This window comes from Pantoea sp. FN0307, assembly GCF_050113815.1.
Lineage (GTDB): Bacteria > Pseudomonadota > Gammaproteobacteria > Enterobacterales > Enterobacteriaceae > Mixta > Mixta alhagi.
This window is the reverse complement of sequence record NZ_JBNJSO010000001.1, coordinates 277,575-302,962: the sequence shown is the minus strand read 5'-3', so window position 1 is coordinate 302,962 and position 25,388 is coordinate 277,575. Positions and strand designations below refer to the sequence as shown.

At 52.7% G+C, this 25,388-nt stretch carries 25 protein-coding genes; 15 read left to right on the top strand and 10 right to left on the bottom strand.

Features of this window, described 5'->3' with window-relative positions:
• Positions 1-10: 10 nt before the first annotated feature.
• On the top strand, positions 11-1,207 hold the full coding sequence (locus ACQE3Z_RS01390) for an efflux RND transporter periplasmic adaptor subunit (RefSeq protein ID WP_426971775.1): 1,197 nt from the start codon (positions 11-13) through the stop codon (positions 1,205-1,207).
• Positions 1,207-3,144, top strand: coding sequence for a MacB family efflux pump subunit (locus ACQE3Z_RS01385; RefSeq protein ID WP_426971774.1), 1,938 nt, complete (start codon positions 1,207-1,209; stop codon positions 3,142-3,144). Before ACQE3Z_RS01390 ends, ACQE3Z_RS01385 begins: the two co-directional genes overlap by 1 nt.
• A gap of 68 nt (positions 3,145-3,212) precedes the next feature.
• Here the strand turns inward: ACQE3Z_RS01385 and cysM are convergent, their stop codons facing one another.
• From cysM to ACQE3Z_RS01340, 9 genes are all read right to left on the bottom strand, one after another.
• The gene (gene cysM / locus ACQE3Z_RS01380; RefSeq protein WP_426971773.1) at positions 3,213-4,094 is read right to left on the bottom strand and encodes a cysteine synthase CysM; all 882 of its coding nucleotides are present in this window, start codon (positions 4,092-4,094) and stop codon (positions 3,213-3,215) included.
• Positions 4,095-4,167: 73 nt separating this feature from the next.
• Entirely contained in the window at positions 4,168-5,256 is a 1,089-nt protein-coding gene (gene cysA, locus ACQE3Z_RS01375; protein ID WP_426971772.1) for a sulfate/thiosulfate ABC transporter ATP-binding protein CysA, read from the bottom strand.
• Positions 5,246-6,121 (bottom strand): sulfate/thiosulfate ABC transporter permease CysW, encoded by an 876-nt coding sequence (gene cysW / locus ACQE3Z_RS01370; protein WP_426971771.1) that lies wholly within the window; start codon positions 6,119-6,121, stop codon positions 5,246-5,248. The genes cysA and cysW overlap by 11 nt, the downstream gene beginning before the upstream one ends.
• The gene (gene cysT / locus ACQE3Z_RS01365) at positions 6,121-6,954 is read right to left on the bottom strand and encodes a sulfate/thiosulfate ABC transporter permease CysT (protein WP_426971770.1); all 834 of its coding nucleotides are present in this window, start codon (positions 6,952-6,954) and stop codon (positions 6,121-6,123) included. The genes cysW and cysT overlap by 1 nt, the downstream gene beginning before the upstream one ends.
• Positions 6,954-7,964, bottom strand: coding sequence for a thiosulfate ABC transporter substrate-binding protein CysP (gene cysP, locus ACQE3Z_RS01360; protein WP_426971768.1), 1,011 nt, complete (start codon positions 7,962-7,964; stop codon positions 6,954-6,956). The genes cysT and cysP overlap by 1 nt, the downstream gene beginning before the upstream one ends.
• A gap of 214 nt (positions 7,965-8,178) precedes the next feature.
• Positions 8,179-9,075, bottom strand: a complete 897-nt coding sequence (locus ACQE3Z_RS01355; RefSeq protein ID WP_426971767.1) for a Dyp-type peroxidase — start codon at positions 9,073-9,075, stop codon at positions 8,179-8,181.
• A gap of 240 nt (positions 9,076-9,315) precedes the next feature.
• Positions 9,316-9,924, bottom strand: coding sequence for an RpoE-regulated lipoprotein (locus ACQE3Z_RS01350; RefSeq protein WP_426971765.1), 609 nt, complete (start codon positions 9,922-9,924; stop codon positions 9,316-9,318).
• A 66-nt stretch (positions 9,925-9,990) separates the two neighbouring features.
• Positions 9,991-10,443 carry a DUF2919 domain-containing protein gene (locus tag ACQE3Z_RS01345; protein ID WP_426973029.1) on the bottom strand — a complete coding sequence of 151 codons (453 nt, stop codon included), beginning with the start codon at positions 10,441-10,443 and terminating at the stop codon, positions 9,991-9,993.
• 42 nt (positions 10,444-10,485) lie between these two features.
• Entirely contained in the window at positions 10,486-10,911 is a 426-nt protein-coding gene (locus tag ACQE3Z_RS01340) for a GNAT family acetyltransferase (protein ID WP_085070892.1), read from the bottom strand.
• Between the two features lie 201 nt (positions 10,912-11,112).
• Here ACQE3Z_RS01340 and amiA point away from each other — a divergent pair, with 201 nt between their 5' ends.
• Together amiA and hemF are read left to right on the top strand one after the other, a co-directional pair.
• Positions 11,113-11,973 (top strand): N-acetylmuramoyl-L-alanine amidase AmiA, encoded by an 861-nt coding sequence (amiA, locus tag ACQE3Z_RS01335; protein WP_426971764.1) that lies wholly within the window; start codon positions 11,113-11,115, stop codon positions 11,971-11,973.
• Positions 11,974-12,037: 64 nt separating this feature from the next.
• Positions 12,038-12,952, top strand: a complete 915-nt coding sequence (gene hemF / locus ACQE3Z_RS01330; RefSeq protein ID WP_426971763.1) for an oxygen-dependent coproporphyrinogen oxidase — start codon at positions 12,038-12,040, stop codon at positions 12,950-12,952.
• A gap of 372 nt (positions 12,953-13,324) precedes the next feature.
• Here hemF and maeB read toward each other — a convergent pair whose 3' ends face one another.
• The gene (maeB, locus tag ACQE3Z_RS01325) at positions 13,325-15,604 is read right to left on the bottom strand and encodes an NADP-dependent oxaloacetate-decarboxylating malate dehydrogenase (RefSeq protein ID WP_250650529.1); all 2,280 of its coding nucleotides are present in this window, start codon (positions 15,602-15,604) and stop codon (positions 13,325-13,327) included.
• Positions 15,605-15,722: 118 nt separating this feature from the next.
• Between maeB and ACQE3Z_RS01320 the strand changes: the two genes are divergently transcribed.
• From ACQE3Z_RS01320 to ampH, 11 genes are all read left to right on the top strand, one after another.
• Positions 15,723-16,037, top strand: a complete 315-nt coding sequence (locus ACQE3Z_RS01320) for a hypothetical protein (RefSeq protein ID WP_426971762.1) — start codon at positions 15,723-15,725, stop codon at positions 16,035-16,037.
• Positions 16,038-16,114: 77 nt separating this feature from the next.
• Positions 16,115-17,065 (top strand): transaldolase, encoded by a 951-nt coding sequence (tal, locus tag ACQE3Z_RS01315; protein WP_250650530.1) that lies wholly within the window; start codon positions 16,115-16,117, stop codon positions 17,063-17,065.
• A gap of 79 nt (positions 17,066-17,144) precedes the next feature.
• Positions 17,145-19,145, top strand: coding sequence for a transketolase (tkt, locus tag ACQE3Z_RS01310; protein WP_426971761.1), 2,001 nt, complete (start codon positions 17,145-17,147; stop codon positions 19,143-19,145).
• Between the two features lie 362 nt (positions 19,146-19,507).
• Entirely contained in the window at positions 19,508-20,293 is a 786-nt protein-coding gene (locus ACQE3Z_RS01305; RefSeq protein ID WP_426971760.1) for a DUF3289 family protein, read from the top strand.
• Entirely contained in the window at positions 20,280-20,711 is a 432-nt protein-coding gene (locus ACQE3Z_RS01300; RefSeq protein WP_426971759.1) for a DUF943 family protein, read from the top strand. Before ACQE3Z_RS01305 ends, ACQE3Z_RS01300 begins: the two co-directional genes overlap by 14 nt.
• 63 nt (positions 20,712-20,774) lie before the next feature.
• The gene (locus ACQE3Z_RS01295) at positions 20,775-21,257 is read left to right on the top strand and encodes an Hcp family type VI secretion system effector (protein WP_426971758.1); all 483 of its coding nucleotides are present in this window, start codon (positions 20,775-20,777) and stop codon (positions 21,255-21,257) included.
• A gap of 67 nt (positions 21,258-21,324) precedes the next feature.
• Complete coding sequence (locus ACQE3Z_RS01290; RefSeq protein ID WP_426973027.1) at positions 21,325-22,182, top strand: DUF3289 family protein; 858 nt, start codon at positions 21,325-21,327, stop codon at positions 22,180-22,182.
• Positions 22,100-22,519, top strand: coding sequence for a DUF943 family protein (locus tag ACQE3Z_RS01285; RefSeq protein WP_426971757.1), 420 nt, complete (start codon positions 22,100-22,102; stop codon positions 22,517-22,519). The genes ACQE3Z_RS01290 and ACQE3Z_RS01285 overlap by 83 nt, the downstream gene beginning before the upstream one ends.
• Positions 22,520-22,684: 165 nt before the next feature.
• A complete protein-coding gene (locus tag ACQE3Z_RS01280; protein WP_426971755.1) occupies positions 22,685-23,464 on the top strand; it encodes a DUF3289 family protein in 780 nt (259 codons plus the stop codon).
• Positions 23,461-23,871 (top strand): DUF943 family protein, encoded by a 411-nt coding sequence (locus ACQE3Z_RS01275; protein WP_426971754.1) that lies wholly within the window; start codon positions 23,461-23,463, stop codon positions 23,869-23,871. The genes ACQE3Z_RS01280 and ACQE3Z_RS01275 overlap by 4 nt, the downstream gene beginning before the upstream one ends.
• 327 nt (positions 23,872-24,198) lie before the next feature.
• Positions 24,199-25,380: a D-alanyl-D-alanine-carboxypeptidase/endopeptidase AmpH gene (gene ampH, locus ACQE3Z_RS01270; RefSeq protein ID WP_426973026.1), complete on the top strand. Its 1,182-nt coding sequence runs from the start codon at positions 24,199-24,201 to the stop codon at positions 25,378-25,380.
• Positions 25,381-25,388 lie beyond the last annotated feature (8 nt).

Genomic DNA, 25,388 nt, shown 5'->3' with positions numbered 1-25,388 from the left:
GATATTGGTCATGGCATTAAGTCGCACTTTGTTCAGCCGTAAAGGATTTTTACTGCTGTTATTTATCATCATTGCTGTTGTTATCACCTGGGCGTTACTGCATCAGCGGCAGAAACCCGCAGAATTTTTGACCGCTACGGCGGAACAGCGCCCGCTGCAACAGGCGGTGCTGGCAGACGGCACGCTCACCGCCAGCAAACTGGTTAGCGTCGGCGCGCAGGCTTCAGGTCAGATCAAACGGTTGCGGGTCGAACTGGGCGATCAGGTCAAACAGGGGCAGCTGGTGGCGGAAATTGACAGTATGACGCAGCAAAACGCGCTACAAAACGCGCAGGCGGCCTTAAAAAATATTGAAGCGCAGCGAGCAGCTAAGCAGGCCCAGCTCAGCAACTATCGGGCAACCTTTGCCCGTCAGCAGGTGATGCTGGCCAGAAACCTTACGGCGAAAGCGGAGTATGACGATGCGCAGGCCAGGCTGATCGCTACCGAAGCGGAGATCCGCGCGCTGGATGCACAGATCGTTCAGGCGCAAATTGAAGTGAATACCGCCCAGGTGAACCTTGGCTATACCCGTATCGTGTCACCGATAGACGGCACGGTTGTTTCGGTACCGGTTGAAGAAGGACAAACGGTTAACGCCGTACAAAGCGCGCCAACGCTAATCAAAGTCGCCAACCTCGACACCATGACGGTAAAGGCGCAAATTTCTGAAGCGGACGTTATCAAGGTGGAACCGGGCATGAAAGTCTGGTTTACCATTCTCGGCGAGCCGCATAAACGCTATGAGGGCACGCTGCGCGCCATCGAACCGGCACCAGACTCGATTAATAACGACAGCTCCAGCAGTAGCCTGACCAGCTCTTCCAGTAGCTCCAGCAATAAAACCGCCATCTATTATTATGGTCTGTTTGACGTGCCCAATCCGCAGCATCGCCTGCGCATCTCTATGTCGGCGGAGGTGCATATTGTGCTGGGCGAGCGCAAAAATGCCGTGGTGATCCCCGCGACCGCGCTGGATAACATTGACGGTAAAACATCGGTACAGGTACTGGATGCCAGTCAGCAGGTCACGCGCCGACAGGTTGAGGTGGGGTTGAATGATAATGTCGAAGCGGAAATTGTTTCCGGTCTGAAGCCCGGCGAGAAAGTGATACTGGGCCAGCGCAACACGGCTGACGCGCCCTCGGGCGAAATGGGGCCACAATAATGGCGCTGCTACAGCTTAATGATATCTGCCGTTCTTTTCAGAATGGCGAACAGCAGGTGCAGGTGCTGCGTAATATTAATCTGTCCATCGATTCAGGCGAATTTGTTGCCATTGTAGGGCAGTCCGGCTCTGGCAAATCAACGTTAATGAATATTCTCGGCTGCCTGGATAAAGCCAGCGCCGGTGAATATCTGATTGCCAATCGCGCCGTTTCGGCGCTGGATAACGATGCGCTGGCGGCGCTGCGGCGCGAGCATTTCGGCTTTATCTTCCAGCGCTATCACCTGCTAAGCGAACTCACGGCACTGGGTAATGCCGAGATGCCCGCTATCTACGCCGGTCAGGCGGTGCAGGCGCGGCGTGAACGGGCCGCTGCTCTGCTGACGCGTCTTGGCCTTGGCGAGCGTCTGCATTATCGACCGGGTCAGCTTTCGGGCGGACAGCAGCAGCGTGTCAGTATTGCGCGCGCCCTGATGAACGGCGGCGAAGTGATCCTGGCCGATGAGCCGACCGGGGCGCTTGATAGCCACAGCGGCGAAGAGGTAATGCGCATCCTGCATGACCTGCATCAGCAAGGGCATACCATTGTTATCGTGACGCACGATATGCAGATTGCACAGCACGCACAGCGGATTATTGAAATACGCGATGGCGAAATTCTCAGCGACAGCCAGCGTCAGGCGCCTGACGCTGGCTCACGGCAAATGACCCGGCGCGCAGAGGGTAACGCCTGGCGCGCCGCGCGCGATCGGCTGACCGAAGCATTTCGTATGGCGCTGGTCTCCATGATGTCGCAGCGCTTACGCACGTTCCTGACGATGCTGGGCATAATTATCGGTATCGCCTCGGTGGTGGCGGTTGTGGCGTTGGGTAAAGGATCGCAGCAAAAAATCCTGCAAGAAATCAGCTTAATGGGCACCAGCACGCTGGATATTTTTCCCGGCAATGATTTTGGCGATATGGACTCCTCCGCCATTCAGACGCTGCGCGCCAGCGATGCCGATGCGCTGGCTTACCAGCCTTATGTGCATAGCGTGACCCCTTCGCTTTCAACCAGTACCACGCTGAAATATCGCAATCAGGCGCTATCGGTAATGGTAAACGGCGTTGGCGAACAGTTTTTTGCTGTACGTGGCTATCATGTGACGCAGGGAATGGCCTTCGATCGTCAGGGTGTAGACAGCCTGGCGCAGGATGCGGTGATTGATGAAAATACCCTAAAAAGGCTCTTCCCTCACGGTGAAAATCCGCTGGGCCAGGTTGTGATCCTCGGCAATATGCCGGTGCGCATTATCGGCGTCGCTACCCATCAAAGCAGTTTCGGCAATGACAGCAATCTGAATCTGTGGGTGCCCTACACCACGGTGATGAAGCGCATGGTTGGGCAGACGTGGCTCAGCGGCATTACCGTACGAGTGCGTGATAACGTTGATCTGGATCTGGCGGAACAGGGCGTTACCCGCCTGCTGACGCAGCGCCACAATGGCAAAGATTTTTTTATCCTTAATACCGACAGCATTCGGCAAACCATTGAGCGCACCACCGATACCATGACGCTGCTGGTAGCGATGATTGCGCTGATTTCACTGCTGGTGGGCGGCATCGGGGTGATGAATATTATGCTGGTTTCAGTGACTGAGCGTACCCGTGAAATCGGCGTGCGCATGGCGGTAGGCGCGCGCGCCAGCGATATTATGCAGCAGTTTTTGATTGAAGCGGTGCTGGTCTGCCTGACCGGCGGTATTATCGGCGTGCTATTGTCGCTGGTGCCAGGCATCATTCTGGCGCAGACCACCAGCAGTTTCAGCATGATCTACTCGCCCTTCTCAATCGTGGCGGCTTTTATCTGCTCCAGTCTGATCGGTGTGATCTTCGGCTTTTTCCCGGCAAGGCGGGCTGCCCGGCTCGACCCAATTCATGCGCTGGAGCGCGAATAGCTGACCCTTTTGTTACAAAACCGCAGGAGAGGCTCGCGCCGTGGGCCTGTCGCTCTTTGCGGGGCGCGTTATTGATAAACGCCGGTCGAGAGGTAACGGTCGCCGCGATCGCAAACGATCGCGACCACTATGCTACCTGGATTTTCCGTAGCGATGCGAATCGCGCCCGCCGCCGCGCCGCCAGAGCTAACACCGCAGAAAATTCCTTCACGCCGCGCCAGTTGGCGCATGGTCTCTTCCGCTTCGCCCTGCCCCATATCGATAATGCGGTCAATCAACTCCGGGCGCCAGATACCCGGCATATAGGCAGCAGGCCATCGGCGAATGCCGGGAATACTGCTGCCCTCCTGCGGCTGCAGCCCCACAATTTGTACCTGCGGATTTTGCTCTTTCAGGTAACGGCCAACGCCGGTTATCGTGCCGGTGGTGCCCATACTGGAAACAAAATGCGTGATGCGTCCGCCGCTCTGCTGCCAGATTTCCGGGCCGGTAGTGGCATAGTGACCCAGTGGATTATCAGGATTATTAAACTGATCCAGTACTTTGCCCTCACCACGTTCCGCCATTGCCAGAGCCAGATCGCGTGCCCCTTCCATGCCCTGTTCACGGCTAACCAACACCAGTTCAGCCCCGTAGGCGCGCATCGCTGCCTGCCGTTCCTGGCTCATATTATCCGGCATGAGCAGCTTCAGACGGTAACCTTTCATCGCAGCGATCATCGCCAGCGCAATACCGGTATTGCCGCTGGTCGCTTCGATCAATTGATCGCCGGGAGCGATTTCACCACGTTGCTCAGCGCGCTGGATCATCGACAGCGCGGCACGATCCTTCACAGATCCGGCAGGGTTGTTGCCCTCCAGCTTCAGCCAGATTTCGCTGCCGTTGGCAGGCGTCAGGCGCTGCAGTTTAATCAGCGGCGTATTGCCGATGGTGGTTTCCAGAGTCGTCACGATGTTTTCCCGGCAGGCAAAATAACAGGGCGGGAAAATCCCGCCCAAATAAAATATGTGGAGTTAGAAAATATCAGGCGCTTTCGGCAAAGGCAACCGCACGCAGCGGCGTGTTGCCCTGATAGAGACGCGCCTGCTGCAGGCCAACGTAGAGGCGCTCGCCGCGCTGCGGGGCCGCCTGTTCACCATCAAACACCAGGCTAAAAGGCTCAGCCTGCCAGCCAGCGGGTTGGACCAGCAGCTGCCAGAAGTGCCCACGCGGGCTGACTTCCAGAATCTGAACCGGCAAAGGGGTTTCCAGGCTACCCTGGCGCGCCGCATCAATTTCCCAGGGACGCAGGAACAGCTCAACCGCACCCTGATGCGCTGGCGTATAGCCCAGCGGCCAGTGATGCGCGCCCACATGGAAATGAGAGCCATGAACCTCAGCATCAAAGCGGTTCACTTCGCCAAGGAACTCCAGCACAAAACGGTTGGCCGGTTCGCGCCACACATCATCCGGCGTACCGACCTGCTCGATATTACCCTGGCTCATGACTACCACCCGATCGGCAACTTCCATCGCCTCTTCCTGATCGTGAGTTACAAACACGCTGGTAAATTTCAGTTCTTCATGCAGCTGACGCAGCCAGCGACGCAGTTCTTTACGCACCTGCGCGTCCAGCGCGCCAAAAGGTTCATCCAGCAACAGAATCTGCGGCTCGACCGCCAGCGCGCGCGCCAGCGCCACACGCTGTTTCTGACCGCCGGAAAGCTGGGCCGGAAAACGGGTTGCCAGATGTCCCAGCTGCACCATTTCCAGCAGCTGCGTGACCTTCTGCTTGATCGCCGCCGCTGACGGACGTTCGCGACGTGGCAGCACCGTCAGACCAAAAGCAATGTTGTCGAACACGGTCATGTGACGGAACAGCGCATAGTGCTGAAAAACAAATCCAACCTGGCGATCGCGCGCATGTACATGGCTGACATCTTTATCATGAAAGCGGATCTGTCCGCTGTTTTGATGTTCCAGACCGGCGATAATGCGCAGCAGCGTGGTTTTCCCGGAGCCGGACGGCCCCAGCAGCGCCACCATTTGACCAGAAGAGATATCCAGCGAGATGTCATTGAGCACCCGCGTACGGCCAAACGATTTATTAATCTGCTTAATCTCAATGCTCATGATTTTCCTCCTGCTGTAAACGCTTCTGCTGGTTCTCTAATCGCCATTGCAGCGCGCTTTTCAGAAACAGCGTCACTATCGCCATCAGAGTCAGCAGCGCGGCGGCGGTAAACGCGCCCACGCTGTTGTAATCCTGATGCAGTAACTCAACCTGTAGCGGCAAGGTATAGGTCTCGCCGCGAATCGCTCCCGAAACCACCGAGACCGCACCAAATTCACCGATCGCGCGGGCATTGGTCAGCACCACGCCATACAACAGCGCCCAACGGATATTGGGCAACGTCACGCGGCGAAACATCTGCCAGCCGGAAGCGCCCAGCAGTACTGCGGCTTCATCTTCATGACTGCCCTGACTAAGCATCACCGGTACCAGCTCACGCACCACAAATGGGCAAGTGACAAAGATTGTTGCCATCACGATGCCCGGCCAGGAGAACATCAGCTGTATATGGTGTTCATCCAGCCAGCCGCCCGCGGGCCCGTTTACGCCCCAGAACAGCAAATAAATCAGGCCAGCCACCACCGGCGAGACCGCAAACGGAATATCGAACAGCGTCAGCAGTAACTGGCGCCCCGGGAAGGTAAAACGGGTCACCAGCCAGGCAAGCAGCGTACCGAAAACCAGGTTAACCGGTACGGTAATCAACGCCACCAGCACTGTGAGCCAGATAGCATGCAGCATATCGCTATCGCTGAGGTTACTCAGCACCGCGCCCAGCCCCTGTGCCAGCGCCTCGGTAAAAATGGCGATCAGCGGCACCACCAGCAACAGAAAAGAGACCAGCACGCCAACAGCAATCAGCAGCCATTTACCCCAGTTAATGCGCGGACGCTCAACGCCATTCAGTTGGGTGATATCAGCCATTAATGACCTCCAAGACGACGGCCAAAGCGGCTCTGTAACGTATTGATAGCGAACAGCAGCAGCAGCGAGGCGGCCAGGATAACGGAAGCAATCGCGCTGGCTGCGGGGTAATCAAATTCCTGCAGACGAATAAAAATCATCAGCGAAGTGACCTCCGTCTTCCATGCGATATTACCGGCGATAAAAATAATCGCGCCAAACTCACCCAGGCTGCGGGTAAAGGAGAGCGCCGTACCGGCCATTAACGCCGGAGCCACTTCCGGCAGCACCACGCGGCGGAAACTTTGCCAGGGTGTCGCGCCCAGGGTTTGCGCCGCCTCTTCATATTCCGGACCCAGCTCTTCCAGTACCGGCTGAACGGTACGCACCACAAAGGGGATGCTGGTAAAAGTCATCGCCACGGCAATTCCCAGCCAGGTATAGGAAACCTTGATATCAAACTGCGCCAGCCACTGACCATACCAGCCGTTCACCGAAAACAGCCCGGCCAGCGTCAGTCCCGCTACGGCCGTTGGCAGCGCGAAAGGCAGATCCATTAACCCATCCAGCACACTGCGGCCGGGAAAGCGGTAGCGGGTTAAAATCCAGGCCATCAGCATGCCGAAGAAGGCATTAAACAGTGAGGCCACCGCCGCCGAGATCAGCGTTATTTTGTAAGCCGCTACCACCTGCGGATTAGTAATGACTTCCCAGTATTGCGCCAGCGACATTTGCGCCAGTTGCATAATCAAGGCGCTCATCGGCAACAGCAGGATCAGGCAGGTGAAAAACAGGCTGCTGCCGAGGCTAATGCCAAAGCCAGGAAGTACGCGTTTACTACTTGCTACAAACATTAACCACGCCCCGCCGCTAACAGCTTATCCAGCTCGCCACCGCTGGCGAAGTGGGTTTTCATGATCTTTTCCCAGCTGCCAAAGCGATCTTCCACACGGAACAGCTCGGTTTGCGGGAAGTTCGCCTGCTGCATCATTTGAGGGTTATTCACCCGATAATAGAATTTGGTCATTATCTGCTGCGCCGCTGGCGTGTAGAGATAATTGAGGTAGGCTTTCGCCGCTGCCTCGCTATGATTCTGAGCCACGTTTTTATCCAGCCACGCCACCGGGAACTCGGCGAGAATATCGGTTTTCGGCACCACTACTTCGTAACCTGCTTGCGCATACTGGTTACGAATATTGTTCACTTCTGATTCAAAGCTGATCAGTACGTCGCCCAGGCCACGCTCAACGAACGTGGTGGTTGCGCCACGTCCGCCGGTATCCATCACTTCGACATTTTTCAGCAGTTGAGTCATAAACTGGGTGGTTTTAGCGCGGTCGCCATTGTTGGCTTTATCTGCCGCTCCCCATGCCGCCAGCCAGGTATAGCGACCGTTGCCGGACGTTTTTGGATTAGGGAAAATCAGCTTAACGTCGCTGCGGATCAGATCGTTCCAGTCATGAATTTGCTTTGGATTGCCCTTGCGCACCAGAAACGCCATGGTGGAATAGAATGGCGAGCTGTGGTTCGGCAGACGCGATTGCCAGTCGGCAGGCAGCAAACGACCGCGATCGTGCAGGATTTGTACATCGGTGACCTGGTTATAAGTGACCACATCCGCCTTCAGGCCCTGAAGGATCGCCAACGCCTGTTTCGACGATCCGGCATGTGACTGGCGAATAGTAAGCTTATCGTTCGGGTGCTTTTCATCCCACTGCTGGATAAAAGGAGCATTCAGCGCCGTAAAGAGTTCACGTGACACATCATAAGAGCTGTTTAACAGCTCGGTTGCCTGCACGTTCGCGGCCAACAGCAAAGAGAGCGCCGCGCCGCCGAGTAACTTTTTCGCTACGGGAAAGGTCATTTCACACCCTGAGTATTGATCCGGCTCACATCACCGTATGCTCAGTGTATTTATAACTCAGGGCAAAGCTGTAACGGTTTTATATATCTTTTGCTGCTTTAAAAGTAGAAAAAAGCATAAGCGCACGGCAAAGCTTAACGGCAATACAGCAAAGCTGAAAAACAGCGGTACGGCAGAGTAGATCGGGCGATACCAGGCCGGTATCGTCCGTTATTTACAGCGCCAGTAGCGTCTCAAGAGAAGGCGCAAACCACCACGCGCCGCTGACCGGTTTAGTAAAGCGCAGCATGGCGTCATACTTGCCGTCACGCTCGCCAAACATACTTAACAGCTGCTGTTCAATATTGTAGAGCGTGGCGCAGTAAGCGATAAAATAGAGGCCGTTAGTGCCGCTGGCGGTGCCGTAAGGCAGGCTCTGGCGCAGGATTTTTAATCCCTGCCCGTTTTCTTTCAAGTCAACGCGGCTAACGTGCGATGTTGCAGGACGCGCATCGCCTTCCAGCTCTTCATTGCTCAGCCTGGTACGCCCAATGATTTGCTCCTGTTTTGCAACCGGCAGACGTTGCAACTGCGATAAATTATGCTCCCAGCGCTGGGTAAACACATAGCTGCCACCGGCGTCAGCCCCGTTGGCGATAATCGCTACCTGTTGACGCATCTCTCCCTTCGGGTTTTCAGTGCCATCAACGAAGCCAGAAAGATCGCGATCTTCCGTCCAGCGGAAACCGTGCGTCTCTTCTTCAATGCGTACCGCCGGGCCAAAAGCCGTCAGGGCCGCCTGGGCCAGGGTAAAGTTAATATCATGACGCAGGGATTGAATATGAACCAGCAGGTCGCGTTGAGTCGCAGGTGCCATATTTTTGCCCAGCGGCTGAAAATCCTTCAGCTCCGGCGCACTGTCTCCAGGCTGTAGATCGCGCCAGAGCGCGTTGCCAAAAGCAAGGGTCGCGCCCAGCGCCGCATCGGGATAGCGCGCCTGCAGCTGGATTAACTGATGATGGAAGGTTTTTACCCCCTGGCGAATCCTGTTCAGGTCGTCCTGAACCACGGCTTCCAGCCAAATGGCAAAACGATTATTTTCGGGCAAAATGCCGCTCTGATGCGGGGACATGCAGTGCTACTCCGGAATGAAACGGGTCGAAACAGGGCAATTATCATACCGGAAAATAGCGGCAGGGGTTGAGCTTGTACATATATTCACGCTGACTGATGAATAAATCGCTGAAAACAGCATGCAAAAACCATCGCGCATAACCTGTTGCACAGTTCTTTCAGTTAGCGTTCTGTACCATTGTTGATCCCGGTTCAGTGATTCCCCTGGCGGGCGTTGCGCCCGCCGTTCTGGGTTTACTTAACGTTGCCAGATAATTTTACTCACCTGCCAGCTTTTTAGCACATCATCCGGCGGGATCAGCCCCTGTGGACCCGCCCATTTTCCCTGATAGATATAGCTGATATGCTGGTTGCCCGGTGCCTGGCACAGCACTGCGGGAGCCGTTTCCCCACTGGCGGCCTGACAATGGCCAAAGGCTTTTTGATAATGATCGCTGAATACATCGCCAATGCGGGTGCCGTCGGCGCTGGCGATATCGCGATCCGTTACCTCTATGCGGCTCACTGTATCTTTGCCGCTGAACGTCAACTTCACCTCGTTATCGGTCAGCGCCTGCCAGAAACTGACCACGCTGCCCTGCTCGCTACGCATGCCCTGCCGCAACCGATAGTCACCATTCAGGCCCGCGTTAAGGGCGCTTTCCTGCAGTGGCGTAGCGCCATTGATTGCGCCAACGCCCTGTTCGGTTACCGTCAGCGAGGAGCCAAACCAGTTGCCGGGCCATAGCGTAGACCATGACCAGTCGATTGGATTCCACCAGCTTGCTTCGTTGCTGTTCGAGCCGTGACTGGCACAGCCCGCCAGTAGTAACGTAGCGACGATCAATGCCGGACGTAGTGATTTCATTGCAGCTCCTGTAGTGATTACGCAACCTTTTTCAGTGGGGTTGGAGTCGCATAAGCGCAAAAAGTTTTATTCCGTCTGATTGAGCTGCACATTAAAGCAGGCTTTCAGGCGACGACTAAGCAGTAGCCAGAGCAGCGCTGACAGGTCAAACAGCGCCGGCAGCCACAGCGCGAACAGCGAGATATCGCTCTCCTGCCCACTCTGCCACAGCACCAGCAGCAGGTTCAGCAGCAAGGTAGCGCACAGTGCCCAACGCCAGGCTCGCCAGAGCTTAGGCCAGCGTTGTCGATAGCCGGTAAGCAGTAGCCCGACGGCGGCGGGGATCCCCAGCGCCATGCCCATCCAGAAGATGTTTCTGTCAGGATAAAAGAGCTCCAGCAGTTCGGCACCCTGCTGACGTGATGCGCCAGCCATAATAAACAGCGCCCAGGTACGCGCCTGTAACAGCAGAATAAGCCAAAAGGTCAGCGGCAGACGCAGCTGACCTTTACTGTCGTAGTCATCAGGGGTGAAAAGCATCATGCACACAGTCTACAGCCGCAACCATGCGGCCCGGCAAGGTTAATACTCACGATCTTCAATCAGTCGTTTGCCCAGGCAGACAGCGTCTTGCATTTCATAATCGAGCTTTTCATAAAAGCCAATAACCGCGTCGTTCTCTTCACGTACGATGAGATTGATTTTCGGACAGCCGCGCGCAATCAGTTTTTTCTCCAGCCGGTTAAGCAACGCGTTGGCAAAGCCGCGTCCACGATAATCAGGATGCACGCCAAGATAATAGACGGAGCCGCGATGGCCGTCGTAGCCGCCCATCAAGGTGCCGACGATTTCGCCGCCGACCACCGCCACCAGAAAGAGATCGGGATCGTGATTTAGCTTACGCTCAATGTCCATTTCCGGATCGTTCCAGGGGCGAAGCAGATCGCATCGCTCCCAAAGCGTAATGACTTCTTCAAAGTCTTCCTGGCGGAATGCGCGGATTTCCATGGAATTTTCTCAGAGTTACTTACAATTCGCTGATTATCACGCATTCTTTGCCTGGCGCAACCCTCGTAGCGCATCAGGCGGCAAAAAAATTCACGGCTGCTGCTTATTTAGCTGAAATAAATAGTAAAAGGCTGAAACAGCTTGCCTGTCGAAGCCCCTGGGCTGTCATGTTATAACGTTATTTTAACACTGGACGCCGCCATGAAAAAATTCTCACCGTTAACTTCCCGCCGCAAGCTGCTGTTTTCCGGAGCCGCTCTGGCCCTGTTACCCTCCGTGCGGGCGCTGGCGAAAAGCGAACAGGCCACGCTGTCGACAATGCCGCGCCCTGAGGCCAAAGCGTCTCGCCCGGCCAGCGGCAAAAAAATCGTGATGCTCGATCCCGGTCATGGCGGCATTGATTCCGGCGCGGTGGGTCAGGAAGGCAGCGAAGAGAAACATATTGTGTTGGAGATTGCGCATCACGTGCGCGAGCAGCTGAGCCAGCACAATCATATTGAGGTGCGTCTGACGCGCGACAGCGACCATTTTATTCCGCTGGCCGAGCGGGTAGAGATCGCGCATCAGCATGGGGCCGATCTCTTTATGTCTATTCACGCCGACGGTTTTACCAGCCCAACCGCTAACGGCGCATCGGTGTTTGCCCTGTCGAACCGTGGGGCGAGCAGCGCGATGGCGCGTTATCTGTCGGAAAAAGAGAATGCGGCGGATAAAGTGGGCGGCGTTAAGGTACAAAGCGACAATCCTTATCTGCAACAGGTCCTGTTTGATCTGGTTCAGACAGATACCATCAAGAACAGCCTGACGCTTGGCAGCCATATTCTTCAGCAGATTCGTCCGGTTCATCATTTGCACAGCCAGCACACCGAGCAGGCCGCCTTTGCCGTGTTGAAATCCCCGTCGATCCCCTCTGTGCTGGTTGAAACCTCTTTTATTACCAATCCGGCGGAAGAGCGTCTGCTGGGCACCACGGCTTTTCGGCAAAAGATTGCCCGCGCCATTGCCGACGGCATCGTTAGCTTTTTTGTGGAATTTGACCGCCGCAATCAACGACCGGGTTAGGTATACTCTTCACCCTGAAGCAAAAGGCCAGAAGATGGCCTTTTTATGACATAGCGAAGCGAATATGAATGCTCCCAATATTGAACAGGTAAAAGCCTTTCTGCAGGCGTTACAGGATGAGATCTGTCAACAACTGGAACTGGCAGACGGCGGCGCGCAGTTTCAGGAGGATAGCTGGACGCGCGTTGGCGGCGGCGGCGGCCGGAGCCGCGTGCTGCGTCAGGGCGCAGTGTTTGAGCAGGCGGGGGTGAATTTTTCCCATGTGCATGGCGACCAGATGCCCGCCTCCGCCACTGCGCATCGTCCCGAACTGGCTGGACGCAGCTTTGAGGCGCTGGGCGTTTCTCTGGTGATCCATCCGGAAAACCCCTATATCCCGACCAGCCATGCCAACGTGCGCTTTTTTATTGCGGAAAAACCGGGGGCCGATCCGGTCTGGTGGTTTGGCGGCGGCTTTGATTTAACGCCGTTTTATGGCTTTGAAGAGGATGCGATTCACTGGCATCAAACCGCTTTCGATCTGTGTCAGCCGTTTGGTGGGGATGTTTATGCCCGTTATAAGAAATGGTGTGATGACTATTTTTACCTGAAGCATCGCAATGAGCAGCGTGGTATCGGCGGGCTGTTTTTTGATGATCTGAACACGCCTGATTTTGAACGCAGCTTCGCCTTTACGCAGGCGGTAGGCCGGGGTTTTCTTGATGGCTATTTGCCTATTGTGCAGCGTCGCAAAGGCATGCCGTGGGGCGAGCGTGAGCGTGAGTTTCAGCTTTATCGTCGTGGGCGCTATGTGGAATTTAACCTGGTTTGGGATCGCGGCACGCTGTTTGGTTTGCAGACCGGTGGCCGTACCGAATCGATTCTGATGTCTATGCCGCCGCTGGTGCGCTGGGAATATGATTATCAGCCACAGCCTGGCTCGCCGGAGGCAGCGCTGTACAGTGATTTTCTGCCGGTAAAGGCGTGGCTGCCGGAGTAAAGCAGCGGCAAGGGAGCGGGAGTTGCAGGATTAAACCGCACTGGTAGTGCGGTGCCCGCTGAAGCACACCGGGCTGGTAGCGCGGTGCCTGCACAGGGAGTGCAGGCCGATCGTAAAGACGCAAAAAACGTCATCCCTGACAGCTCGGCCCGCGCCATCCCTGGCGCGGGACGCTTTACTCTTCTGCCTGCACTCCCTGTGCTTCAGGCTCAGGTGTCGCTGTACAGTGGTGACTTACACCTTATCGGCGTTTTTAACCATTCTGTGCAGACACGTTATTGGTCATGTGCGAAGTGAGCGTTGGCAGTTCGCCTGTACTCCCTGTGCTTCCGGTTTAGAAAACGTCTGTAGAGTAACTGCCCATAGCTACAGCTATAGCGGCTGCGTTTGCGCTTCTACTACCGCCAGCGCCACCATATTCACGATGCGCCGCACCGATGAGATGCGCGTCAGCACATGAACCGGCTTTGCGATACCCATGAGTACCGGTCCAACGGTTACCCCTTCCGAACAGGAAACGCGCAGCAGGTTATAGCTGATACGCGCCGCCTCAACGTTTGGCATAATCAACACGTTAGCAGAACCTTTTAACGGGCTGTCCGGCATTAAATCCTGGCGAATGCTTTCCACCAGCGCGGCATCACCGTGCATTTCGCCATCAATTTCCAGCTCCGGCACGCGTGCATTAACCAGCGCCAGCGTCTCACGCATTTTACGCGCCGCAGGTGCGTCGGAGGTGCCAAAACTGGAGTGCGACAGCAGCGCCACTTTGGGCTCGATACCAAAGCGCCGCACCGTTTCCGCCGCCATAATGGTTAACTCAGCCAGTTGTTCCGGTGTGGGATCTTCGTTAACGTAGGTATCGGCAATAAAGGTATTACCGCTGGGCAGCAGCAGCGCATTCATTGCTCCCGCCACGTTAATACCGGGTCGAAAACCAAACACCCGCTCAACGATCGTATAGTGCTCCTGATAATCGCCGATGGTGCCGCAGATCATGGCGTCCGCTTCGCCACGGTGCACCATAATCGCCCCGATCAGCGTGGGATTGCCGATAACCGCGCGCTGCGCCTGTTCGGGCGAGACGCCGCGCCGCTTCATCATCTGATGGTATTCGCTCCAGTAGGCTTTAAAGCGTGGATCGGACTCATTGTTCACCACTTCAAAATCTTTACCCGCCTCGATTTTTAAACCCAGCTTTTGCAGGCGCATCTCAATAACGTTGGGCCGGCCGATAAGAATCGGCTTTGCCAGCCCCAGCGTGACCAGCTCCTGGGTGGCATGCAGTACGCGCGCCTCTTCGCCCTCCGCCAGCACCACCCGCTTCGGCTCTTTACGCGCCTGGGCAAACACCGGCTTCATAAACAGATTGGTTTTATAAACAAATTCGGTCAGCTTTTCACGATAGGCATCGAAGTCGTTAATGGGCCGGGTCGCCACACCCGATTCCATTGCCGCTTTCGCTACCGCAGGCGCAATCTGCACAATAAGGCGCGGATCAAAAGGTTTAGGGATCAAATAGTCGGGGCCGAACGACAGCTCCTCATCGCCATAGGCGGACGCCACCACCTCGCTCTGCTCCGCCAGCGCCAGTTCGGCTATGGCATGCACCGCCGCCAGCTTCATTGCTTCATTAATGGCCGTCGCGCCCACGTCCAGCGCGCCGCGAAAAATAAACGGAAAGCAGAGAACATTGTTTACCTGATTAGGGTAATCGGAGCGGCCAGTACAGATAATCGCATCCGGACGCACCGCTTTCGCCAGCGGCGGCAGAATTTCCGGTTCCGGGTTGGCCAACGCCAGAATCAGCGGATCAGGCGCCATCTCTTTAACCATCTCGGGCGTCAGCACCTTCGGTCCGGAGCAACCCAGGAAAATATCGGCACCAGCAATCGCCTCATCCAGCCGACGCATCCCGTTATCGGCAATGGCATAGGCCGCTTTGGTTTCCGCCATCTTCTCGTCGCGGCCCTGGTAGATCACCCCTTTTGAATCACACACAATGATATTACGTCGCTGCAGCCCCAGCTCCACCAGCAAATTCATACAGGCGATAGCGGAAGCACCCGCACCGGAAACCACCAGCCGCACATCGGAAATATTTTTCTTCACGATGCGCAGCCCGTTCAGCACCGCAGCGGTACAGATAATCGCCGTACCGTGCTGATCGTCATGAAACACCGGTATCTTCATGCGTTCGCGCAGCGCTTTCTCAATATAAAAGCATTCAGGTGCCTTGATATCCTCCAGATTGATGCCGCCGAAAGTCGGTTCAAGCGCGGCAATGACATTAATCAACCGATCGGGATCCTGTTCATCGACTTCAATATCAAACACATCAATGCCAGCGAACTTCTTAAACAGGACGCCTTTGCCCTCCATCACCGGCTTACCTGCCAGCGCGCCGATATTGCCCAGCCCGAGTACCGCCGTGCCGTTAGAGATCACAGCAACCAGGTTGCCGCGTGCGGTATATTTATGCGCGGCCAGCGGATCTTGCGCAATTTCCAGACAGGGTGCGGCCACGCCCGGTGAATAGGCCAGCGCCAGATCGCGCTGCGTTGCCAGCGGCTTGGTGGGAGAAACCTGTATTTTTCCTGGCTGCGGATATTGGTGAAAATCGAGCGCGCTCTGCTTGAGTTGATCGTCCATCATCGGTTCCTTCGGGTTAATAACGCGTGAAAAAGCATCAGCTGAGCAGTATAGGAGCGTGCTGCGGCGAAAAAACTTGAGGTGCGCCAAAGAATGACTATCTGCGCCTGAACGCATAGTGGAAGAACTGGACTCAGACACGATATTTTTTACTTCTGCTATGCTTTTTAGTGGCCTGCATGCTGTTTTAGCCTGGGCAGCAGAAGCGTCCCCGACGATGTCTTACCTGACGCAACAGGAACGGGTTATCAAGTTCATGCTTTATTGTCGTGGCATTCTGCCCGTGGCGATCAAGCATCGGCATGGTCTTACGCACCGCCAGGCCGCATCACGACTGGCGCGGCTCTCGCTATTGAATGAGCCCATTGCAACAATCAGAGAAAACGCATTTCCACATGAGAGCGGCTGGTGCAATGTGGTTCGTCTGTATTAAAGGACCGGGCCTGGCAGGCAAGGCCTGACAGCCATGATTAAATTTGCACTACCCTTCGGTTATCAAGGAGCTAAGAGATGAATCAGCTAGATGCACTGAAACAATTCACTACCGTTGTGGCGGACAGCGGCGATATTGAATCCATTCGTAATTATCACCCTGAAGACGCTACCACCAATCCGTCTCTGATCCTGAAAGCCGCTGGCCTCGAATCCTATAAGCACCTGATTGATGACGCGATCGACTACGCGAAAAAACAGGGCGGCAGCAAAGAAACCCAGATTATCAATGCCAGCGACAAAGTTGCTGTGAACCTCGGCATGGAAATTTTGAAAAGCGTGCCGGGCCGTGTTTCGACCGAAGTGGATGCGCGCCTCTCCTTCGATCGTGGCATGTGCGTCACCAAAGCGGAAAAGCTGGTAAGAATGTATGAAGATCACGGCATCGACCGCTCACGCATTCTGATCAAGCTGGCTTCCACCTGGGAAGGTATCCGTGCAGCGGAAGAGCTGGAGAAAAACGGCATCAACTGTAATCTGACGCTGCTGTTCTCTTTTGCCCAGGCGCGCGCCTGTGCCGAAGCAGGCGTTTTCCTGATCTCCCCGTTCGTGGGCCGTATTTATGACTGGTATAACAGCCGCCAGCCGCTGGACCCTTACAATGTGGATGAAGATCCAGGCGTGAAATCGGTACGGGCGATTTACGAATATTATAAATCGCATCGTTATAAAACCATCATCATGGGCGCAAGCTTCCGTAAAACCGAGCAGATTCTGGCGCTGGCGGGCTGCGATCGCCTGACTATTTCTCCGAACCTGCTGCAAGAGCTGCAGTCCAGCGACGCGCCGGTAGAACGCAAGCTGACGCCGTCAACGCAGGGCTTCCACGAGCCGTCACCGCTTACTGAAACAGAGTTCCGTTGGGAACATAACCAGGATCCGATGGCGGTGGAAAAACTGTCTGAAGGCATCCGTCAGTTTGCCGCAGACCAGATTAAGCTGGAAGAGACGCTGGCCGCACGGCTGTAATAGCCGCATAACGGTTTGATTCAGGGGCGAATTTTCGCCCCATTTTCATCCCCTCTACTTTCCTTCAAGGGAGAAAAACATGTCCTCACGTAGAGAACTGGCGAATGCGATTCGTGCGCTCAGCATGGACGCGGTACAAAAAGCAAAATCAGGCCATCCAGGTGCGCCGATGGGCATGGCGGATATCGCCGAAGTGCTGTGGCGCGATTTCCTGAAGCATAATCCGACCAACCCCGCCTGGGCTGACCGCGACCGTTTTATTCTCTCTAACGGTCACGGCTCTATGCTGTTATATAGTCTGCTGCATCTGAGCGGCTACGATCTGCCGATTGAGGAATTGAAAAACTTCCGTCAGCTGCATTCCAAAACCCCGGGCCACCCGGAGATTGGGTATACGCCTGGCGTGGAAACCACTACCGGTCCGCTGGGCCAGGGGCTGGCTAACGCGGTAGGTCTGGCAATTGCCGAGCGCACGCTGGCTGCGCAGTTTAACCGCCCTCAGCATGAGATTGTCGATCACTTCACCTATGTTTTTATGGGCGACGGCTGTCTGATGGAAGGTATTTCGCATGAGGTTTGTTCACTGGCGGGAACCCTGGGCCTTGGCAAGCTGATCGGTTTCTATGACCATAACGGCATTTCTATTGATGGTGAAACCGAAGGCTGGTTTACCGATGATACGGCAAAACGCTTTGAAGCCTACAACTGGCATGTGGTTGGCGACATTGACGGTCACGATCCTGACGCGGTTGCTGCAGCGATCAAAGAGGCGCAGAGCGTTACCGATAAGCCCTCTCTGATTATTTGCCGTACCATTATCGGTTTCGGTTCGCCGAACAAAGCGGGTAAAGAAGATGCGCACGGCGCGCCGCTGGGCGATGACGAGATCGCGCTAACGCGTAAACAGCTGGGCTGGAATCATGCGCCGTTTGAAATTCCACAGGATATTTATCAGCAGTGGGATGCCCGACAGACAGGCGAACAGCATGAAAAAGCCTGGAACGAGAAATTTGCCGCTTATAAAGCAGCCTTCCCGGAGCTGGCTGCGGAATATACACGCCGTATGACCGGTGGCATGCCGGAAAACTGGCAGCAGGAAACACAGAAGTTTATCGAACAGCTACAGGCTAATGCCAATAAAATCGCCAGCCGTAAAGCATCACAGAATGCGCTGGAAGCCTACGGTAAACTGCTGCCGGAATTCCTTGGCGGCTCTGCGGATCTGGCACCCAGCAACCTGACAATTTGGTCAGGCTCGAAATCGATTAAAGATGATCCGGCGGGTAACTATATTCACTACGGCGTTCGTGAATTTGGCATGACAGCGATTGCCAACGGCATCGCGCATCATGGCGGTTTTGTACCTTATACCGCCACCTTCCTGATGTTTGTGGAATATGCGCGTAACGCGGCACGTATGGCAGCGCTGATGAAAGCACGCCAGATCATGGTTTATACCCATGACTCTATCGGACTGGGTGAAGATGGCCCAACCCATCAGCCAGTTGAGCAGTTAGCCAGCCTGCGTCTGACACCGAATATGAGCACCTGGCGTCCTTGCGATCAGGTAGAAACTGCCGTGGCGTGGAAACATGCGATTGAGCGTCATAACGGCCCGACCGCGCTGATTCTGTCGCGTCAGAACCTGATGCAGCCGGAGCGCACGCCGCAGCAGCTGGCAGATATCTCTCGTGGCGGCTATATTCTGCGCGACAGCGAAGGCACGCCAGAAGTGATCCTGATCGCCACCGGTTCTGAAGTGGAGATTACCCTGGGCGCGGCCGAGAAATTGACGCGTGCCGGACATAAAGTACGTGTGGTTTCTATGCCATCAACCGACCTGTTTGATAAACAGGATGTGGCTTACCGTGAATCGGTGCTGCCTTCCACCGTTACCGCTCGCGTGGCGGTAGAGGCAGGCATCGCTGATTACTGGTACAAGTATGTTGGCCTGAACGGAGCGATTGTTGGCATGACCACCTTCGGTGAATCCGCGCCAGCCGATAAGCTGTTCGCTGAGTTCGGCTTTACCGTTGAAAACATCGTTAGCCATGCCGAAGCACTGTTGAAACCGCATTAACAGGTAAATAGAGAAAAAAGCACGCCATCGGGCGTGCTTTTTTATGCATGTCATTTCTCTGAGAATAAGGAACTCCGGCCACCACTTTCCTGATGCGCGCTCTGGATAAGTTAATAACATTATTTATGCAGCACCGCATTGAGCTATTAATAATAGCGGCACACAGAATAAAACAACTCCACAAGAATAAATCGAGCATTTAATTATAACGCGTTAATTGCTTAACTATTAATATAACTTTCTGGCTTTCTAACCATTAAAATAACCCAGCACACCTCACAAATTTCTTTATTTCATCTTCTTTCATTTTTAGGACTGCACTACCCTTCCCGCTAAGGATCGTAATTAGAAGGAGCTTAGCGATGGCCGAGAGCATGATATTTCCAGCCATAAAACTGCCCTGCCTGCTTTTCGCCACCCAACATAAAATGGATGATTACGGTGCGCCTGATATGCTGTATGGCGACCTCTCCGCTGAGGTGCTGCGCCAGCAATATCATCTGCGCGATATCTCCACGCGCATCGATCCCTATACCCACCCTAACCGTGAAGAGTGCGCCCGCATTCTGTTTGATGAGTTTCGCGATCTGTCAGATATGTTTTCATTTTATGGTGATTATAAAAGCCTGGCGCGCACCATGATCACGCATATGCAGTATGGCAACGGCGCGGTTTTCAGTGATCCGCTGCTGGATCAGGCAATGGCGGAGCATAGTTCTATGGAAAGCTCTCTTAATGCTATTTTAAAAAATATTCAAACCTATATTGACTGGGAAATAAAAACCTTGCCAGAGTCAGCTATTCAAGATTTAACAGATTCGATAGGGGAAAGTTATTTACCCAGATTTGACAACTTTACCGATCGGTTTAATGGTTTAGGCATCACAATACATGATACCTGGGCAACCCATATTATTCTGGAGAGCTTGTTAATTAAAAAGGACTCTTTTACTGCCATAATAAAATACCATATCCAGGATCACTTTGGTTTGGATGCAGAAGATATAAGCAATAATTTTTATCGGCAGTTTCGCATTTTCAGGATATGGTTCTATCTTCAACACATAAATAACTATTCTTTCAAACCATTCATCAGCGACATTTTTTTAACGAAAGAAATACGAGTAGGCCGCTATGATAAGATATAAATTTTTTATTTTTACTATAGTAGCGACCCTACTACTTTTAACATATCAAATACTATTTCCCGTAAAAATCATTGGCATTCATAAGCCAGGGAAAACCTCAACCGTGGTTATTGTAAAAAATTTCCCTATAACAAGAGCTGGGAAAATCTCCTGGTGGAGGAAAAATCATAATCAGATTAGTAAAGAATTTCCATTTATTAACTCTCCACAAAACCACAGAATTGTATTCTTTGAAGCGGAGTATAAAAAACATTCCGGCACCGACCAGGATAGCGATCTGCTCTGTTTTAAAGATATGCCCGGCGACGTTAACTGCGTATCCAAAGAAAACCGCCCACTACTGATATGGCACTATCCTGATGGGCATACCGAGTATGAAACCGAAAACTTCTTTCAGCGTTTTCTTCGTCATTTTTAATCACTACAAATATGAGGTCAGGAAGTGATTAACCATTACTAACCACAAACACAGGAGTTAAGGATGAGCATCGATCTTTTTTTAAAAATCGAAGGTATAGAGGGAGAAGCAAAGGATGCCAATCATAAAGGGTGGATCACGCTCTCTGGTTTCAACTGGGGGGCCAGTCAGCCGGGCAATATGCAAACGGGTGGGGGGGGTGGCGCTGGTAAGGTTACCTGGCGCGACCTCACGGCTAATGCGTTGATTGATCGGTCGACGCCAGCGATTTTACGCTACCTTTCCAGCGGCAGACATATCAATAAGGTCGAGCTTTCTGCCTGCAAAGCCGGCGATCCGCAGATTGAATATATGCGCATTACCCTGGAGGAAGTGCTGTTAACTAACCTCACTTACAACGGCACCAGCGGCAATGAACAGGTTGGCATGACCTATAGTTTCCAGTCAGCCAGGGTGCGCCAGCAGTACTGGGAACAGACGGAAAAAGGTGGCAGAGGCGCAGAAATCGCGGCCGGCTGGAATATCAAAGAAAATAAAGAACTGTAGCGTTAATTATCTGCCGCCGCCTTTTTGCGGCGGCTTGTTTGGTAAGGTTGTTAAAAGGAACTTGGCAATGACAGATAATTTATTATCACCAGCCATAAAACTGCCCTGCCTGCTTTTTGCCACCCAGCATAAAATGGACGACTACGGTGCGCCCGATATGCTGTATGGCGATCTCTCCGCTGAGGTGCTGCGCCAGCAATATCATCTGCGTGATATCTCTACGCGTATCGATCCCTTTAACCACCCTAACCGTAAAGAAAGCGCCCGCATTCTGTTTAATGAGTTTCGCGATCTGTCAGATATGTTTTCATTTTATGGTGATTATAAAAGCCTGGCGCGCACCATGATTACGCATATGCAGTATGTCAACGGCGCGGTTTTCAGTGATCCGCTACTGGACCAGGCGATGGCGGAACATAGTTCTATGAAAACGTTTCTTAATTTTTTGTCTGAACGGTTCACACAATATAATATGGTCACGAAAGAAGGTATTATAGATATCCCCGTTGAGGATATATTAAAGCAAATTAGTCAAACTAAGTTACCTAAATTTAATAATCTTCAGGATAGTTTTAACAGCCTGGGGATCACTGTTCATGATATATGGGCAACGCATATTTATCTTGACTCATTCAAAGTCGAAGGAAATCGTTTTTTTGCCACCGTAAGGTTTAAATTCCAGGACCATTTTGGCTTAGACACTACGGATATCAGCAATACTTTTTACCGTAATTTCCGTATATTCCGCATTTGGTTTATCTTGCAAAGATGGCAAGGCTATGGCTTCCGTCCATTCCTTACAGAGTTCAATTTCGTTGCAAAATTTCAAGGTGATTTAAAAAATGAGAAAAATTGCTTTTCTTCTTATTTCCCTGGCGTTCGCCGTCATTTTTTATCGACTCTGCTATCCAGCAAGAATTATTGACATTCACCACACTTCAAAACATTCAATAGCATTAGTTGTTGAATATTTCCCCTGGACTAAAAAAGGAAAAATAAGGTGGTGGGAGAAGCATCGTGAAGAAATTTTCAAACAGTTAAAATTTAATGAAAGCATTTATTCAATATATATTTATAACACCCATTATAAAAAGGATTCCGGCACTGATCAGGACAGTGATCTGCTCTGTTTTGATGATATGAATACCGAAGCTAATTGCATATCAAAAGAGAATCAACCCTTGGTTATTCACCATTATCGTGACGGCCATACCGAATATCAAACCGAAAACTTCTTTCAGCGTTTTCTTCAGCATTTTTAATCACTACAAATATGACGTACTGGGAACAGACGGAAAAAGGTGGCAGAGACGCAGAAATCGCGGCCGGCTGGAATATCAAAGAAAATAAAGAACTGTAGCGTTAATTATCTGCCGCCGCCTTTTTGCGGCGGCTTGTTTGGTAAGGTTGTTAAAAGGAACTTGGCAATGACAGATAATTTATTATCACCAGCCATAAAACTGCCCTGCCTGCTTTTTGCCACCCAGCATAAAATGGACGACTACGGTGCGCCTGATATGCTGTATGGCGATCTCTCCGCTGAGGTGCTGCGCCAGCAATATCATCTGCGTGATATCTCTACGCGTATCGATCCCTTTAACCACCCTAACCGTAAAGAAAGCGCCCGCATTCTGTTTAATGAGTTTCGCGATCTGTCAGATATGTTTTCATTTTATGGTGATTATAAAAGCCTGGCGCGCACCATGATTACGCATATGCAGTATGGCAACGCCGCGGTTTTCAGTGACCCGCTGCTGGACCAGGCGATGGCGGAACATAGTTCTATGAAGCAAGCCGTTGAATTAATTAGTACTATATTATCTCAATATAGTGTGGCAACCAAAAACGGCACAGTTAATATATCTTTTGATGGGATAAAAAAAGATATTAATGAAATAAGACTTCCAAAATTTAATGGGTTTTTAGATAGGTTCAATAGTTTAGGCATTACCGTTCATGACATCTGGTCTACACACATTTATCTTGATTCGATTGAATCTAAAGGGCATAATTTTACAGCAAAAATAAGATTTAATTTTCAGGACCATTTTGGTTTAGATACCGCAGATATAAGCAATACATTCTACCGTAACTTCCGTATATTCCGCATTTGGTTTGTATTGCAACGGTGGGAAGGGTATGGTTTCCATCCGTTTTTTACTGAAACTAGTTCTGTCACAAAAATTCAAGGCACCTTAAAAAAATGAAAAAAATTATTATTTTTTTCCTGTCATTGCTTTTTATAACTGCTGGTTACCACCTGTATTACCCAACCAGAGTTATTGGCATCCATCATACTTCTGAACATATACTAGTAATAGTTGTTGAACATTTCCCCTGGACTAAAAAAGGAAAAATAAGATGGTGGGAGAGGCATCGTAACGACATATTCAATCAGGTAAACTTCAAAGAAAATGTTTACTCTATATATATTTACAACACCCATTACAAAAAAGATTCCGGCACCGATCAAGACAGCGATCTGCGATGTTTTGAAAAGATGAATACCGCAGCCAACTGTATATCCAAAGAGAATCGCCCGTTGATAATCAGGCGCTATCGAGATGGCCATACCGAGTACACAACGGAAAGCATCTTCCGCCGTTTCTATTAACGGTTCAAAAACAGCGAGGCGGCTGCATGAAGCCGTTAATGCGGATGCAGCTTGCGATCTCCTGGTTGCAAAGCTCTCTGTTGCCTGCGCTCCTGCTGCTATCGCCACGCTCCTGACGCTTCGCAGAGAGGAAAAATTTCTTTGCTTCCCCCTTTCCGTTATTGAGAAAACGATTACTATACCCGTCATATTTCAGGTTGCAGATGCGCTGGTTTTCTTCACTCCCCCGGTCATTTACTGATGTAAACATCCGGGATTCACTGTGTCGCCGCCTTGCTGCAACCCGGATTATTTAGGGTAATATCATTTACCTTCCGCTAAACCTTGATGGATCTGCCTCCGTTGAAAACTCGTTTTTATTTGCTGGCTGCACTGTTTGCCACGCTGCCGCTGCGCGGCCAGGCGCAGTCTTCGCCCGACCCGCTTCTGGCTTCACAAATTGTCGATCGTTATGCTGAGCATATTTTTTATGGCAGCGCCGCTACCGGCATGGCGCTGGTCGCTATTGATGGTAATCAGCGAGTTTTTGCCAGCTTCGGCGAGACCCGCCCCGGCAACGAGACGCGCCCGCAAAAAGATTCGTTAATCCGTATCGCCTCGATAAGCAAACTGATGACCAGTGAAGTGATGCTTAAAATGGCGGAACGGGGACAGGTTAGGCTTGACGATCCTTTGGCTAAGTATGCACCGCCCGGCTCGCGCGTGCCTGACTATGCCGGACAGCCGATGCGTCTGATCCATCTTGCTACCCATACCAGCGGGCTGCCGCGTGAACAGCCCGGCGGCAAAGCGGGGCGCCCGGTATTTGTCTGGCCGACAAAAGCCGATCGCTGGAGCTGGCTACGGCAGGCGCAGCTGAATACACCGCCAGGCGTACGCGCCGCCTACTCTAACATCGCCTATGATTTACTGGCGGATGCGCTCTCCCGCGCGGCAGGCACGCCTTATCCGGCGCTGTTTCGTCAGTTGATTACCCGACCATTAGGCATGAAAGACACCACGTTCACTCCTTCACCAGACCAGTGCAAACGTCTGATGGTGCCGGAGCGCGGCGCCAGCCCCTGCATCAATACGCTGGCAGCCATTGGCAGCGGCGGTGTCTATTCAACGCCGGAGGATATAGGCCGCTGGATGCAGCAATTTTTGAACTCCGATATTAATACGCGCACGCCACAAACCGATCGTCTGCAAACGCTGATCTATCAGCGCAGCCAGTTAACTAAAGTAGAAGGTATGGATGTGCCAGGTAAAGCTGCGGCGCTGGGTATGGGCTGGGTCTATATGGCACCTGAAAACGGTCATCCCGGCATTATGCAAAAAACCGGCGGCGGCGGCGGCTTTATCACCTATATGGCGATGATCCCGCAGTACAATGTTGGCGTATTTGTGGTAGTGACCCGTACCAGTTTGACGCGCTTCCGCGCCATGAGCGATGGGGTAAATGATCTATTGACTGAACTGGCAGGCAACCAGCAAGGCTCGCCAATCAGGGTGCAGGAAATTCGTTAAGGTAGCGG